Raw genomic sequence first — 14793 nt, forward strand, 5'->3', positions numbered from 1 at the left:
GTGGCGCCGGCGCACCGTGACCTCGTTGTTCTCCGCCCGGACCGTGACGTCGCTCCCCATGGGGTCGCGCTGCGTCGTGGGGCGATGCGTCGTGGGCTCGTACGAGGCAGCGCGAGGTGGGCGCGCTTCCTGAAAGCGAAACGCTACATCAACAGCATGAGTGAGGTCCGCGGCTTCCTGAAAGCGAAACGCTACATCAACAGCATGAGTGAGGTCCGCGGCTTCCTGAAAGCGAAACGCTATATCGATAACGTGTCCGTGCAATGAAGGGGCCGCCTTCTCCACAGCTGCGGGGCGGTCCTCCTCAACGAGGCACGCTACCGGTGTTGGTTGATCCAGAAGGCCTCGTCCGATCCGCTCTCATGAGAAAGCGAGGCCGTGTCCAGAATTCATCGGTGCATCGAGTTGGCTGCCTTCCAACCATCGATCTCAGCGCGCCTCTCGTCCGCGTGTCCGGAGATGCAGTGCGCTCGATCGTCCTCGCGTGATGCTGCACATTTCGCGCGGCGGGGTGGCGTCGCCGTGCAATGACACGACACCCGCCGGCGGTAGCCTCCATACGAGAGCGCGATCGATCTATTGCGTCGACGCGAAAGATCATCGAGAGTCGTGACATGCAATTGCATGCCTCGGATGGTGACCCATCCCGACATACCGGGATCGATCGTCCGCGGGCAGGCTGGATGGAGGTTCATGCGATGACACGGTTCTTTACTCTCGTTGGTGCGATCCTTTTGGCTGCCTGCGGCGGTGCGGGGGAGGGCACCGGCGCGGAGAGCGGGACGGGCTCGGCGGGCGGAGACGATACGAGCTCGAGCGGCGAGGGGCCGACCACGTCGGGCACCACGACGAACACGACGGGCACGGGGATCGAGGACCCGACGAGCGGGTCGGGCAGCAGCACGAGCGGTTCAGGCGACGCGACCGGCTCGGGCGGCTCGGGCGGCTCCGGTGGCTCGGGCGCCGCGAGCGGCTCCGGCGGCACGGGGGGCACGGGGGGCACGGGCGGCGATGATCCGTTCGCGCACGCTCCTGTGTGCAGCAGCGACGAGCACTGGACGATGGGCGATCACGAATCCCCGCTCATGCACCCAGGCATGGCGTGCCGGACCTGTCACTCGACGAAGGAGCCGCGGGTCGCGACGCGCCTGCCGATCGTCGGCACCGTCTACCCGACCGGGCACGAGCCCGACGACTGCCTCGGCGTCGACGGGGATTCCGAGGACGTGGTCGTCGAGATCACGACCGCCGACGCTCGGGTCATCCAGCTGCCGGTCAACGCGTCAGGCAACTTCCTCTTCGACACCGCCCGAGATCGAACGCCCATCAAGTTCCCGATCACCGCACGGGTGGTGAAGGGCGACAAGGAGCGCAAGATGCTTACCGCGCAGATGAGCGGCGATTGCAACAGCTGCCACTCCCAGAACGGCGCCGAGGGGGCGCCCGGACGGATCGTCGCGCCCTGACGCTTGCGCTGACGCCCGCCCGGCGAGGCTCATCGGACGCCCATGCGATGTTCGTGAGCGGCCCGGTGCGGTGCTCCGGGCCGCCCAACGTGGTCCGGGTGTCGCCGAGCAGGTTCAGACCCGGACCCGGGCCGCGTGGCTCTCCGTCGGGCGAGCAGCGCCCTGCTGCGTGCCCGACAGGGCGGCGTCGCCCATCGTGCCCGCCGCGGTGGTCGAGCGGGTTGTCGGCTCGATGGCGCGCTGGACCCGGATCCGGTTGTGGACGTCCTCGACGCCCCGCACGCCCTCGGCGACGTGCTCGATGATGCGCTTGTGGTGGCGCTCGAGCACCGTGCCCTCCAGCGTGACCTCGTTGTTCTCCACCCAGACCGTGACATCGCTCACGTCGATGTCGTCGCGGTCCGAGAGCCTCTCGCAGATGTCCTCCTGGATGCGCGTGTCCGAGCGCTTGTAGCCCTTCGGCCCACGGCCGAACGCGCTGCGCACGCGATCGCCGACCTCGTGGAACGCGTGGCCGACGCCCTCCATCATCGAGCGGCCCGATTCGCGCAGATCGTGGCTCTCGCCGCGGTACGGGCCGCCGCGCCAGTCTGCGTCAGGGCCGTGGTCCGGGCTCACGACGCGGGTCATGCCGAGGTGATACGCGCCGCCGAGATTGAAGCTGTACGCGCTGGCCGCCGGGGGAAGGGGATTGCCGCCGAAGCTCCAGCTGGTATCCCGGCCGCCGACGTAATCGCCGCCGTGATCGTCATCGGGAAAGCCGCGCAGCTGGTCGCCGGGACGACCGTCGCTGTTGGCGAAGCGCCCGTCGTCGAGGGATCGGCCCATGGGGTCGCGGTGCGTCATGGGCCCAGACGTGCGAGTGCGCCCGTGGCCCCAGTCGCGGTGGTCGTGCAGGGCGGCCCCGTGGTCGTAGATCGGGCCCGCGCTGCGGCGCTCGTCGCGAGCCCAGCCGCGCTCGGTGAAATGGCTCCGGTCATCCCTGTAGCGCTGCTCCCAGCGGCGCCCATCTCGTCCGTCGTCCGTGTGCCTGTCCAATCGATCTCGCATCCCGTGCCTCCTTTCTTCCTTGCGAGCAATGCGCCTGAAACACTTCTCCGACGCGCGACAGCGCTGCGCGGCAGACCGCACCACCCTGGTAGCGTGGATCGAGAACATGGGCCGCGTCGGCGCCGTCGCCACCAGGGAGAACCCTTCGTCTCGCGCCGGGGTGATCCCGAAGGTGGCCAGTCACCGGATCAGCACAGAAGAGAAGAGCGTGCTGTGAACGCCTTCTCCTCCTGTTGCGGAGCGCTGCACACCCACCCTCCCGTCGCGGCGGAGGCGGCGTCACGCTCGCCACGCCCCCTGGACCTCCGGCACAGGGAACATCGGCCTCGGCAGCAAAGCCGGCCGCTACCGATCGAGGCGAGCAGCCTGCGCAGCGCGCGCCGCCCGGGGTCGCCGCCCGCGCCCGGGGCGTCGACAGCGCCTTCGCAGCAAAGCGGGCGCATGCGGCAGCCGCTGCGCTAAGCTCCGCGCCCTGTGCCCGTCCTCACCGCTCACGATCTCCACAAATCCTTCGGTCCCCAGACGATCCTCGACGGCGTCTCGGTCAACATCCGCACGGGCGAGCGCGTGGGCCTGGTCGGCGTCAATGGCTCCGGCAAGAGCACGCTCGCCCGCATCCTCGCCGGGGTCGAGCAGGCCGACAGCGGCACCATCGCGCGCCGCCGCGGCGCCGAGATCGGCGTCCTGTCGCAGGATCCGGTCTTCGAGCCGACCGACACCGCGCGCGACGTGGTGCTCGCCGGGCTCTCCGCCTGGCACGCCGCCAAGGCCCGCCACGACGAGGTGAGCCGGGCGCTCGCGGCCGGCTCGGGGGACGCCGAGGCGCTCCTCGCCGAGCAGGCCGAGGCCGGGGCCGACGTCGAGCGGCTCGGCGGGTGGGACATGATGCACCAGGTCGACGCCATCATCGGCCACGTCGGCGTCACCCGGCCCGACGCGCCCATGAGCGTGCTCAGCGGCGGCGACCGCAGGCGCGTCGCGCTCGCCCGCCTCCTCGTGTCGCGGCCCGCCCTCGCCGTGCTCGACGAGCCCAGCAACCACCTCGACGTCGAGACCGTCGAGTGGCTCGAGCGCTACCTCGTCGAGGAGCACCCCGGCGCGCTCCTCCTCATCACCCACGACCGCTACCTGCTCGACCGCGTCGCGGAGCGCACCCTCGAGATCGACAAGGGCAAGGTCTACAGCTACGACGGCGGCTACGAGGAGTACCTCGAGCAGAAGGCCGAGCGCCTCGCGCTCGAGGCGCGCACCGAGTCGAACCGGCAGAACTTCCTGCGCACCGAGCTCGAGTGGCTCAGGCGGCAGCCGAAGGCGCGCACCGGCAAGCAGAAGGCCCGCATCCAGCGCGCCGAGACGACCAAGAGCGCGCCGCCGCCCAAGGCGGAGCGGACCGCGCAGCTCTCGGTGGAGTCGGTGCGCACCGGCAAGACCATCCTCGAGCTGAAGAAGCTCGGCCTCTCGCTCGACGGCAAATGGCTCGTGCGCGGCCTCGATTTCACCCTGACCAAGGGCGAGCGCGTCGGCATCGTCGGCCGCAACGGCACGGGCAAGACCACGATGCTCCGCGCGATCCTCGGCCAGCTCGGCGCCGAAGGCGAGGGCGCCGCCGCCGAGGGGCCCCGCATGGAAGGCGAGGTCGTGCTCGGAAAGAACTCGAGCGTCGCCTACTTCGACCAGCACAGGAGCGGGCTCGACCTCGACAAATCGATCTTCGAGAACATCGCGGGCTCGCACACGCGCGTCGAGGTCGGCGGCCGATCCATGGACGTGCGCAGCTACCTGGAGCGGTTCCTGTTCGATCCGAACAAGGCGCGGCAGCCGGTGGGCTCGCTCTCCGGCGGCGAGCGGGCGCGGGTCGCCCTGGCGAAGATGCTCACCCAGAGCGTCAACGTGATCATCCTCGACGAGCCCACGAACGATCTCGACGTGATGACCCTCGCCGCGCTCGAGGAGATGCTCATCGAGCTCGACGGCTCGGCGCTCGTCGTGACCCACGACCGCTGGTTCCTGAACCGGGTGGCGACCTCGATCCTCGCGTTCGAGGGCGACGGCCGGGTCGTGCGGTACGCGGGCAACTACGACGCCTACCGCGAGCAGCGCGCGAACGCGGCGCTCGAGACCGAGGCCGAGGCCCGGGCCGCGAAGGCCCAGGCGGCGGAGGCCCGGCCGGCGGCGGCGCCGGCGAAGCCCGCCGCGCGGGCCGGCGACAAACCGAAGCTCACGTTCGCGGAGCGGACGGAGCTCGACGGCATCGTGGGGCGCATCGACGCGGCCGAGCAGAAGGTCGCCGAGCTCGAGGCGAAGCTCGCCGACCCGACGCTCTACGCGAGCCGCGGGGCGGACGTGGCGGCGCTGCTCTCGGAGCTCGAGCGCGCCAAGCAGGAGGCGGCGCGCCTGGTCAGCCGCTGGGAGGAGCTCGAGACGAAGCGCGAGGCCGCCGGCAAGGCGTGACAGGGCGCGACCGAGCGCGAGGAGAGCCGCGAGGCGTGACAGGGCGCGACCGAGCGCGAGGCCGCTGGCCAGCGGTGCAGGGGGCGACCCGCCTCGCACGACGACCCTTGTCGGCGCGGCGCGGCCCGGCGACCATGGCCCCATGATGACCGTGTTCGAGGTGCACCTCGCCGAGGGATCCGACGGCGCCGGCCTGCTCAGCGACGAGGTCCTGAGCGAGACAGGCGCGCAGGTGATGACGCTCCAGGAAGCAGCGCTTGTCGGCTTCCAGGGCCTCCAGGCGCTCGACGGCTCCGGCAACGTCCGGCTCATCGCCGTGCGCGCGCGCGACGCCGCCTGGATTCACCGCTGCCTGGAGACCCACGGGGCCGTCGCCGCGTTCCGGGCTCACCAGGTCGACTGAGCCACATCGCCCCCGCTGCTCGACCGACCCCCCGCGCGCGGCCTTGTCCGGAATGCCGTGGATGCCAGTCCGGCCGCCCGGCGCACAGAACATGAAGTCCCGACAAGCCCGCTGAAGCAGGCGAAGCTCGCATCAACGAACATCGACGAGATCCGGTGTCCATCACCACGTATGGAACGCCACCCTCTCGCCGGATCCGTACGTCTCCGCACGCACGAGGCCCGTCCCACTGTGTCTCGTGTTACTAGAAAGTTGCCGTGTGGTTGCGTTGTTCACCGACGATGGTAACAACACCGCATGTCTCACTCCTCTCTACGTAGTTATACGCTCCTGGCGTTGTTCGCGGTCTCCGCGTTCGCGCCGGGCTGCGGCTCGGAGCGGCCGCAAGCGGGCGATACCAGGCCACCGGGCTCCGAGCCCGGTCAGGGGGCGCCCTTCGAGAACCCCGGCGGGATGTGGATGCCGGAGCAGATGGCGCAGCACAAGGACCAGCTCAAGGCGCTCGGGCTCGAGATCGATCCCGAGTCGCTCGCCGATCCCACGGCGTCCCCGCTCGGCGCGGTGGTGAGCCTGGGCGGCTGCTCGGCCTCGTTCGTCTCGCCCGATGGGCTCATCGCCACGAACCACCACTGTTCGACCCGGGCGCTCCAGTACAACTCCACCCCGGAGCAGGACCTCCTGACGAACGGCTACCTCGCGAAATCCCGCGCCGAGGAGCGATGGGCCGGCCCCACCGCGCGCGTGCTCGTGACCCGCGCGTTCCGCGATGTCACCGCCGAGGTGCGGCGCGGCATCGAGGCGATCCAGGGTGATCTCGAGCGCTACGACGAGATCGAGAAGCGCAAGAAGCAGCTCGTGACGGCGTGCGAGGAGGGGCGCCCCGAGATCCGCTGCTCCGTCGCCGAGTACTTCGGCGGTGGCCAGGTCTCCTTGATCGAGCAGCTGGAGATCAAGGATGTTCGCATCGTCTATGTCCCGCAGGAGGCGATCGGCAACTTCGGCGGGGACATCGACAACTGGCGCTGGCCGCGCCACACCGGCGATTTCGCCTTCTTCAGGGCCTATGTCGGCAAGGACAACCGGCCTGCGGCGCACGCCGAGGACAACGTGCCTTACCGTCCGGCGCACCACCTGAAGCTCGCGTCGTCGCCGCTCCACCAGGGCGACCTCGTGATGGTCGCCGGCTACCCCGGCACGACGAACCGGCTCCGGACCGCGGCAGAGGTCGAGTCCGCGGTCTCATGGCTGTACCCGAAGCGGGTGTCGTTCTACGAGGAGTCGATCACCCTCCTGGAGGAGCTCGGCAAGAACGACCCGGCCCTGCGGATCAAGGCGGAGCCGACCATCCAGGGCTACGCCAATTACCTGCTCAAGACGCGCGGCCTGCTCGACGGGCTGGTCCAGGGCGGCCTGGCCAAGGAGAAGGCCAAGCAGGAAGGCGAGCTCAAGGCCTGGATCGACGCGGACCCGGAGCGCAAGGCGGCCTACGGCGGCGCGATCGAGCGGATCGCCGCGCTGCACGCCGAGCAGCGGGCGACGCGCGACCATGACGCGGCCGTGTCGGAGATCGCCTCGTCGGCGAGGCTCCTCGACGCCGCGGTCACCATCGTGCGCATGGCGGAGGAGCGGCCGAAGGCCGACGCCGAGCGCGAGGCCGAGTACCAGCAGCGCAACTGGGAGCGCCTCGAGCAGGCGCAGGCGTCGCTGCAGAAGTCGTACGACCGCGCGATCGATCGGAGCACCTTCAAGCTGGCCACGAGGCGCGCGCTGCAGCTCGATCCGAAGGACAGGCCCGCGCTGCTCGGGAGCCTCGCGGGCGGGCAGGCGCCGACGGAGGCCGGCGTCGCCGCGGCGATCGACGCGCTCTACGAGAAGACGGCGCTCGAGGACGCGGCGACCCGGATCAAGCTCCTCAAGACGGCGACGCTCGAGGAGCTCCAGGCGAGCCGGGATCCGATGATCCGCCTGGCGCTCGAGCTCGCGCCGGTCGACAAGGCGATCGAGGCGCGGGACAAGGCCTACGCCGGGGCGATGAGCCTCGTGAAGCCGCGCTTCGTCGAGGCGCTCCGCGCGTACCGGGGCGGCCTCCTGGCGCCCGACGCGAACGGCACGCTCCGCATCACGTACGGCACCGTGCGGGGGTACCGCCCGGAGGCCAACAAGCCGGCGTATCGCCCGTTCACCACCCTCAGCGAGGTCGTGAAGAAGAGCACCGACAAGGCGCCGTTCAACACCCCGGCGACCCTGCTCGAGGCGGCGCGCGAGAAGCGGTTCGGCCCGTACGTGGACAAGGACCTCGGCGAGGTGCCTGTCTGCTTCCTGAGCGATCTCGACATCACGAACGGCAACTCCGGCTCTGCCACGCTGAACGCGCGCGGCGAGCTCGTGGGCCTCGCCTTCGACGGCAACTACGAGGCGATGGCGTCCGACTGGCTGTTCATGCCGTCGATCACCCGGACCATCCACGTCGATTACCGCTACATGGAGTGGGTGATGGACGCGGTGTCGGGCGCGGACGCCGTGCTGAAGGAGATGGGCGGCAAGCCGGCCATCGACTGAGCGCGGCGCGACGCTGACAGCACGATCGCGATGACGCCGGCGCGGATCACGCGCCGGCGTCGTCGGACGACACCCGCACCTCTCCCTCGGCCACCGTCCAGAGGATCGACGTGCAGCTCCGCCCGAACGCCCTGTCGTGCGTGACGAGGAGCAGCGCGCCCGGGTAGTCGGCGAGGGCGCGCTCCAGCCGCTCGATCGAGGGCAGGTCGAGGTGGTTGGTCGGCTCGTCCAGCACGAGCGCCCACGCGTGCTGCCCGAGGCCCAGCGCGATCATCAGCTTGCGCGCCTCGCCGGGCGACGGCCGCGCCGACCCGAGCAGCGGCCCCGGCTCCACGCCGAGCGCGGCCACCAGCGACATCACCCGCCCGCGCTCGTCCGGAGGGAGGCGCCGCGCCCTCGCGAGGAGCGCCTGCTGCTCCGCCTCGCCGAGCTCCTGCGGCACATGGAGCACCTTGTCCGCCGGCACGCGCGCGCCGGCGAGCAGCGCGTTCACCAGCGTGGTCTTGCCGGCGCCGTTCGGGCCCGCGATCCGGATGCGGTCCTCGCGGCCGACCGCGAGCCGCACGTCCCGCAGCAGGGTCCGCCCGTCGCTCTCGCCGCCGGCGCGGATCCGGGGCGCGTCGAGCGCGAAGAGCCACGGCGCGGGCGATCGCTCGTAGTCGACGAACACGCTGCGGCCCACCGCCTTCTCGAGCTCGACCTCTCCCGCCTCGGCCGACGCCTTCTCGAGCTTGCGCCGGGTCACGCCGACGTTGCGCGACAGCCGCGCCTCGGCGGATGACACGCGGAAGTCCGCGAGCAGGCCCCGGGCGTCGCTGTCGCGCGGGCCCTTCATGCGCCGCTTCGTGCTCCGGTCCGCGTCGGCCGCGGCCTGCGCCCGCCGCTCCTCGCCGAGGCGGCGGCGGAGCTGCCGCTCCTCGGCGCGCATCCGCTGGTGCGCCTCCTCGCGCCCGCGCGCCTCGGCCTCCCAGAGCGCCTTCGCCGCGCTGTACCCGCCGGGATAGAGCCTCGCCGCGGCCCGCTCGACGCGGATCGTGCCGGTGGTCAGCGCGTCGAGGAGCTCGCGATCGTGCGAGACGCACGCCCCGATCCCCTGGAACCCGGCGAGCGCGCCGGCGAGCAGCGCCCGCGCGTCCGCGTCGATGTGGTTCGTCGGCTCGTCGAGCAGGAGCAGGTCCGGCGCCGCGGCGAGCGCCGCGCCGATCTGCCACCGCTTGCGCTCGCCGGGCGACAGCGTGGCCCAGCGCCCGAGCTCCGCCGGATCCAGGAGGAGCTCGCCGCGCAACCTGCGCGCGGCGCCGTCCTCGGCGTCGGCCAGCGCATGGATGGCCGCGTCGGCGTGCTCCACGGCCTGCGGGCAGACCGCGATGGTCGAGCCCCGCGGATCGAGCCGCAAGCTCCCTGCCTCGGGCGCGAGCTCGCCGGCGAAGAGCCGGAGGAGCGTGGTCTTGCCGGCGCCGTTCGGCCCGACGATCCCGTACCACCCGGGGGTCAGGCACAGATCGACGTCCGCGAGGATCGCGGACGCGTCGGAATAAGAGAAGGAGAGGCGCTGCGCGCGCAACGACGACATACGAGCTCCTGAATCCAGAGGGCCACATGGCCCGGTCACGGGACGGGCAGGCTGCCTCGCGCGGCCAGGGAGCAGGGATGCCACCTGTCGCGCTCGCTACCTGCGACGGAGACCGATTCAGGAGTTGATCTTCACCGGAGCACTCTCCTCTTGCGTCAGCCGTGCTCTCTAACAGACGGCCGAGGCCTGCGCAATCGGCGCGGTCACGCGGCCAGGAAGCCGCCGTCGACCGGGACCGCCGCGCCGGTCACGTAGCCCGCGCCCTCCGAGCACAGCCACAGCGCGGCGCCGGCGATCTCGTCCTCGGTGGCCATCCGCGCCATCGGGTGCTGCGCCACCAGCGCCTGCACCAGCTCGGGCGCGAGCGCCTCTGCCTGCTGCATGGCGGGCGTGCGGGTGACGCCGGCGCAGAGGGCGTTCACGCGGATCCCGAGCGGCGCCACCTCGAGCGCCACCGAGCGCGTCATCCCGAGGACCGCGTGCTTGGACGCGACGTAGGCGTGGTGCGCCGCCTTCCCGGCGACGCCGTAGATGGAGCTCATGTTGACGATGGCGCCCCCGCCCGACGCCAGCATGGCCGGGATCTCGTGCCGCATGGCCAGCCAGATCCCGCGGGCGTTGGTCGCCATGACGTCGTCCCACACCGCCTGATCGGCGTGCTCGAGGCGGGCCATGTCGCCGCCGATGCCCGCGCAGTTCGCCGCGAAATCGAGCCGATCGAAGCGGCTCATCGTCTCTTCCACGGCGCGCTTCATCGAGGCGTCGTCCCGCACGTCGGTCTGGACGAACAGCGCCGGCGCGCCCTCTCGCTCCAGCGCGGCGCAGGCCCGCTGCCCGGCGTCGCCGTCGCGCGCGGCGATGGCGACGCGCGCGCCTCCTCGCGCGAACGCGCGCGCGGTCGCGAGGCCGATGCCCGAGGTACCCCCGGTGATGAGGGCGACCCGTCCGGCGAAGTCGTAGGTGATCATGAAGCTCCCTTTCCTGGTGGAATCACGCAGTGTTCGCGCCAAGGCCGCGCTGGATGAACTGGACCGCCTGCTGGGCGAGGCGACGGCGGCGCTTCGGGCCGAGCTGCTTTCGCAGCGCGTCGGAGGCCAGCACGTCGTGGAGCTCGGCCCCGAGCTCCTGGAGCACCGCCTCGGTCAGCCCGGGGCCGATGACGGCGGCGACCAGCCGGGTCGCCACCTCGAGGCTCGTGTCGGTGGAACGAATGGAGCCGCTCGCGATCCCCTCCTCGAGGAGGGCCCGGAGCTCCGCGGCGCCGGCCTCGCAGATGGCCTTGTGGAGACCGCGGACCTCGACCGTCGCGGTCGGGTCGGCCGCCGCGGCGGACAGGCGGGCGAGGCGCGGGTGCTCCACGAGGAACGCCATGCCGCGCTCGATGTGGACCTCCAGGCGAGCCCAGAAGTCCCCCTCCACGCACGCGGCGCCGAGGAACGCGCGCTTCTGCCGCGGCACCTCCTCCGTGAGGAGCCACCGGTAGAGATCGAGCTTGTCCTCGAAGTACTGATAGAAGCTCCCCTTGGGGATGCGGGCGCGGCGCGCGATCTGCGAGAGGGAGGCCTCGGCGTAGGGGCGATCCGCGAACTCGGCGATCGCCTCGCGCACGAGGCGGTCCCGCCGCTCCTCGGGCAACCCAAAGAACGTGCTCTTCGGCATGCGACCGGTCAGTCATATGACCGATCGGTCGCATCGTCAAGGCGGAGGCGGCTCGCGTCGCTGGCCGCTGTTCAGCGGTTCAGGGCAGGGCGCACCCTGAGCACGACTACGGCTCTCCCTGAACTCAGCCCGAAGCGCCCAGAGCGCGACACCGATCGTGAACGCTCCTCCGGCGTGGGTCGGCGCGCCGACGGAGGAGGTGTGGTTCCAGCGAGAAGCCCCCTCTTTCGAGGTCACGAGATCGAGCCGAGCGTGACATCGAGCGTGGCGGACGATGCCGGGAAGCGCGACCGTGCCCCGCCCGAGCGAGGCGCTCCTTTTGCATAGAAGGCCGGAGCACCCTCGTGCCGCCGTGCATTCCTGCAATGCACGTCCAATCGATGGCGCCTTCCTTCGCCGTCAACATCTCGGGCAGACGCCGCGGGCGTCCGCGTCGACGTACGCCTGCAGCGTTCTCGTCTCCACGGCTCGCTCCATCCAGAGCGTAGCGGGGGTGGCTCCAGGTCACGCGCTTTGCGTTCACGGATGAAACCCGAGTCGACTGCATCTTGCATCGCTGCACAGTCGTTCGCGATAGATGGCGTCGATCCTCCAGAGATCATTGCGCTCATCGATCGCAACGCATCTCTATCGGATGGCCATTGAGGTGTCGCTCGGGGGCTGTAGATGTTCTCGGCGCCTGGTGGAGCGGTGCGGGCGCCATACGCAAAAATGTATTTTTATTCACGCGGCATGTTGTGGCGGCTCGGCCATCGTATTGAAGCGTTGGAAGATTCGTTGTCCGCGGTGCTTCGGGCACGACGAGGTCGTCGTGTGAATCTCAGAAATAAGAATACAGTTGCGCATTCGTCCGCATGGTATAGGATGCTGTCATCAGATGGAGGAGCACCCAACGACCATCGGACCCCTGCAGCCATGAAGAGAGCCTAGCGGCTCTCTCGCTTGCTCTGGTCTCATGATGCACCGGGAGATGCCCTGGAAGCAGTCCAGGCGCTCGTGAGTCGCATGCTCGCATTCTGGCGAGCGCAGCGACGACCGAGGAGTGCAGCCGTGTCGTGCGGACGCCGAGCGTTGGCTCGGACCGCGTGGCGGCTGTTCAGCGCCCTGCTCGCGGGAGATGCGCCCAGGTGGCCACGCGCTGGAGCATCGCGGAAACGCGGCTTGCGGGTCCCGTTGCGTGCTCCTTATCAGCGCTAGGGACCAGCTGCCTCAAGGCAGCACCGAATCGACGCCATCGCGTCGCCCAGCGCGTCATCCGAGGCAACACCACACTTAGGCCGATCGACGCGTGCCGCCATGGCGGTGCGGCTGCGTCCTGCCTTCGCCACAGGAAGAGCGCGATGAGTCGACTGAACTTGTTTGCCCCCGAGGTCCGAGAGAACCCGTACCCCTTCTACGCGGCGCTGCGCCGCGAGTCGCCCGTGTGTCAGGTGGACCCCAACGGGATGTGGGTGGTCACCCGGTATGATGACATCGTGGCGGCGTTCAAGAACACGCAGGTGTTCTCGTCCGCGGGGCTTCGCATGGCCACCGAGCCTCCTTACCTGAGGCGTCAAAATCCCTTGTCCGGATCCATGATCCTCGCCGACCCGCCGCGGCACGGACAGCTGCGCAGCCTCAGCAGCCGTGCGTTCACCGCCAACATGGTGAGCACGCTGGAGCACCACATGCGATCCATGGCCGTGCGGCTCACAGACGGCCTGGTGCAGCGTCGTTTCGTCGAGTTCATCTCCGAGTTCGCGAGCCGCGCGCAGGTCAGCGTCCTCGCCAAGTTGATCGGATTTGATCCAGGGCTGGAGGAGCACTTCAAGCGATGGGCGACTGACCTGGTCATCGTTGGCGTCATACCTCCAGAGGACCATGCGCGGATCGCCGAGGTGCGTAGGACCATCGATGAGATGGAGCAGTACATGCTGGGCCTACTGGCGAGCCGCCGGCGTCAGTTGGAGAACGACCTGGTAAGTGAGCTGCTCCGGTCTCGGAGGGACGACGATGGGATCACGGACCAGGACCTCGTATCCCTCCTCTCCCTGCTCCTCGTGGCAGGGCTCGAAACGTCGACATCGCTGATGACCCATATGGTCTTGATCCTCGCCCAGCGTCCGATGTGGATGGATCGCCTTCGTGCGGAGCCGGCGCTCATCCCGCATTTCATCGAAGAGGTCCTGCGCTTCGAGGCGCCTGTGCACGCCACGATGCGGCTGACCCTCACCGAGACGGAGCTCGGCGGTACGCGTCTGCCCGCCCACGCCGTGGTCGCGCTGCTCATAAGTTCGGGTCTGCGCGACGAGGCGAGGTTCCAGGAGCCGGACCGCTTCAACCCAGAGCGTGGCGATCAGGCCAACCTGGCATTCGGCCATGGTGCCCACTTCTGCCTCGGGGTCTTCCTGGCCAGGGTGCAGGCCCGCATTGCGCTGGAGGAGCTCCTGCGTCGATGCCACCGCATCGTGCTTCGTACCGACCGCCTCGAGTGGCAAGCAGCTCTCAACACACGCTCCCCGGTGGCGCTGCCCATCGAGGTGATCCCCATCTCGACTACCGCCACGCGTGAGTCGCCGGTCCTCCAGGGGATCTGGTAGGACCATGCTGTCGTCGTGAGGATGTCTCTATTCCATGAAATCGTCTTGTGGCGGAGCTCGTCATGTCATCCGATCGAACTAGCGTTGTCGTCAGCAAGCGCGATGCTGGTGTATTCGAATATCCATTTGCTGCGTCGTGTCACCCCGGGAGAGAGGTCGCGGAGCAAAGGACCCTGGCGTGGGTTCGCCGGTTGCGTCTGGTGCCAGACGGTCGGTCGCTTTCGCGTCTCAAGGCGACGAACTTCTCCCAGCTGGCGGCATGGCTCTTTCCGTCCGCAAGCATGCAGATGCTCCAGCTGGCGTCGGACTTCACTGCCGCGCTGTTCCTCCTGGATGACGCGTACGACGAGGGGCAGCTCAGCGCGGACCCGGAGTCCGTCGAGTGGCTCAATGAGAAGTACCTGGGTGAGCTCTTCGGGTACACCGAAGCGGACATGAGCGATCCCCTGACGCGTGGGATGCTCGATGTACGTGAGCGCATCCGACGCAGCCATCCGCACTTCTTCCTGAATCGATGGCTCTCGCACTTTCAGTACTACTACGAGGCCAACCTGTGGGAGGCGAACAACCGAAAACAGGTGAGGGTGCCGCATCTTGAAGAATATTTGATGATGCGGCGCTACAGCGGAGCCGTCTATACCTACTGCGACCTGCTGGAGCTGCTGCTCGAACGGCCGCTGCCGCTCGAGGTCGTCCAGCATCCATTGATTCAGACCGTTCGCGATATATGTAATGACATCCTCTGCTGGACGAACGACTACTTCTCGCTCGGGAAGGAGCTGAGCAACGGCGAGACGCACAACCTGATCGTCGTTCTTCGGAACGAATGCGTGAGCACGCTGGAAGAGGCGATCGAGCGGCTCAAGCACATGCACGATCGTCGGGTGGCGGAGTACCAGGACGTGAAGGAGAAGGCGCTCGCGCTCTGGGCGGACGACGAGATCCGCCTCTACCTGGACGCGGCCGACGCCATGATCGCCGGGAATCAGCGCTGGGCGCTCGAAGCCGGTCGCTACTCCGGACTAGAAAGTTTGATCGTGCGCGCTGGATGAA

The 14793-nt window shown here is 69.3% G+C and carries 12 protein-coding genes; 8 read left to right on the forward strand and 4 right to left on the reverse strand.

Annotated features, from left to right (window positions below; genetic code table 11):
* Positions 1 to 267 (forward strand): hypothetical protein, encoded by a 267-nt coding sequence (locus WMF29_RS45055; protein ID WP_437326205.1) that lies wholly within the window; start codon positions 1 to 3, stop codon positions 265 to 267.
* Positions 268 to 698: 431 nt separating this feature from the next.
* Positions 699 to 1466, forward strand: coding sequence for a hypothetical protein (locus tag WMF29_RS45060; RefSeq protein ID WP_437326206.1), 768 nt, complete (start codon positions 699 to 701; stop codon positions 1464 to 1466).
* A gap of 114 nt (positions 1467 to 1580) precedes the next feature.
* Here the strand turns inward: WMF29_RS45060 and WMF29_RS45065 are convergent, their stop codons facing one another.
* Positions 1581 to 2516 (reverse strand): BON domain-containing protein, encoded by a 936-nt coding sequence (locus WMF29_RS45065; protein ID WP_437326207.1) that lies wholly within the window; start codon positions 2514 to 2516, stop codon positions 1581 to 1583.
* Between the two features lie 28 nt (positions 2517 to 2544).
* Between WMF29_RS45065 and WMF29_RS45070 the strand changes: the two genes are divergently transcribed.
* From WMF29_RS45070 to WMF29_RS45085, 4 genes are all read left to right on the forward strand, one after another.
* Positions 2545 to 2733: a hypothetical protein gene (locus WMF29_RS45070; protein ID WP_437326208.1), complete on the forward strand. Its 189-nt coding sequence runs from the start codon at positions 2545 to 2547 to the stop codon at positions 2731 to 2733.
* Positions 2734 to 2990: 257 nt separating this feature from the next.
* Positions 2991 to 4967, forward strand: a complete 1977-nt coding sequence (locus WMF29_RS45075; protein ID WP_437326209.1) for an ABC-F family ATP-binding cassette domain-containing protein — start codon at positions 2991 to 2993, stop codon at positions 4965 to 4967.
* A 142-nt stretch (positions 4968 to 5109) separates the two neighbouring features.
* Complete coding sequence (locus tag WMF29_RS45080; protein WP_437296350.1) at positions 5110 to 5370, forward strand: hypothetical protein; 261 nt, start codon at positions 5110 to 5112, stop codon at positions 5368 to 5370.
* 336 nt (positions 5371 to 5706) lie between these two features.
* Complete coding sequence (locus WMF29_RS45085) at positions 5707 to 7929, forward strand: S46 family peptidase (protein ID WP_437326210.1); 2223 nt, start codon at positions 5707 to 5709, stop codon at positions 7927 to 7929.
* Between the two features lie 46 nt (positions 7930 to 7975).
* On the opposite strand, the gene WMF29_RS45090 is transcribed toward WMF29_RS45085, so the two are convergent.
* The 3 genes from WMF29_RS45090 to WMF29_RS45100 all read right to left on the reverse strand — a co-directional run bounded on the left by WMF29_RS45090 (position 7976) and on the right by WMF29_RS45100 (position 11161).
* A complete protein-coding gene (locus WMF29_RS45090; RefSeq protein ID WP_437326211.1) occupies positions 7976 to 9502 on the reverse strand; it encodes an ATP-binding cassette domain-containing protein in 1527 nt (508 codons plus the stop codon).
* Between the two features lie 203 nt (positions 9503 to 9705).
* Entirely contained in the window at positions 9706 to 10470 is a 765-nt protein-coding gene (locus WMF29_RS45095; protein ID WP_437326212.1) for an SDR family NAD(P)-dependent oxidoreductase, read from the reverse strand.
* A 22-nt stretch (positions 10471 to 10492) separates the two neighbouring features.
* On the reverse strand, positions 10493 to 11161 hold the full coding sequence (locus WMF29_RS45100) for a TetR/AcrR family transcriptional regulator (protein ID WP_437326213.1): 669 nt from the start codon (positions 11159 to 11161) through the stop codon (positions 10493 to 10495).
* A gap of 1340 nt (positions 11162 to 12501) precedes the next feature.
* On the opposite strand from WMF29_RS45100, the gene WMF29_RS45105 reads away from it, so the two are divergent.
* Complete coding sequence (locus tag WMF29_RS45105; protein ID WP_437326214.1) at positions 12502 to 13740, forward strand: cytochrome P450; 1239 nt, start codon at positions 12502 to 12504, stop codon at positions 13738 to 13740.
* Positions 13741 to 13802: 62 nt separating this feature from the next.
* Positions 13803 to 14792 (forward strand): terpene synthase family protein, encoded by a 990-nt coding sequence (locus WMF29_RS45110; protein WP_437326215.1) that lies wholly within the window; start codon positions 13803 to 13805, stop codon positions 14790 to 14792.
* The last annotated feature ends 1 nt before the right edge of the window (position 14793 follow it).

This window comes from Sorangium sp. So ce381, assembly GCF_051473845.1.
In the GTDB taxonomy this organism is placed as follows: Bacteria; Myxococcota_A; Polyangia; order Polyangiales; family Polyangiaceae; genus Sorangium; species Sorangium atrum.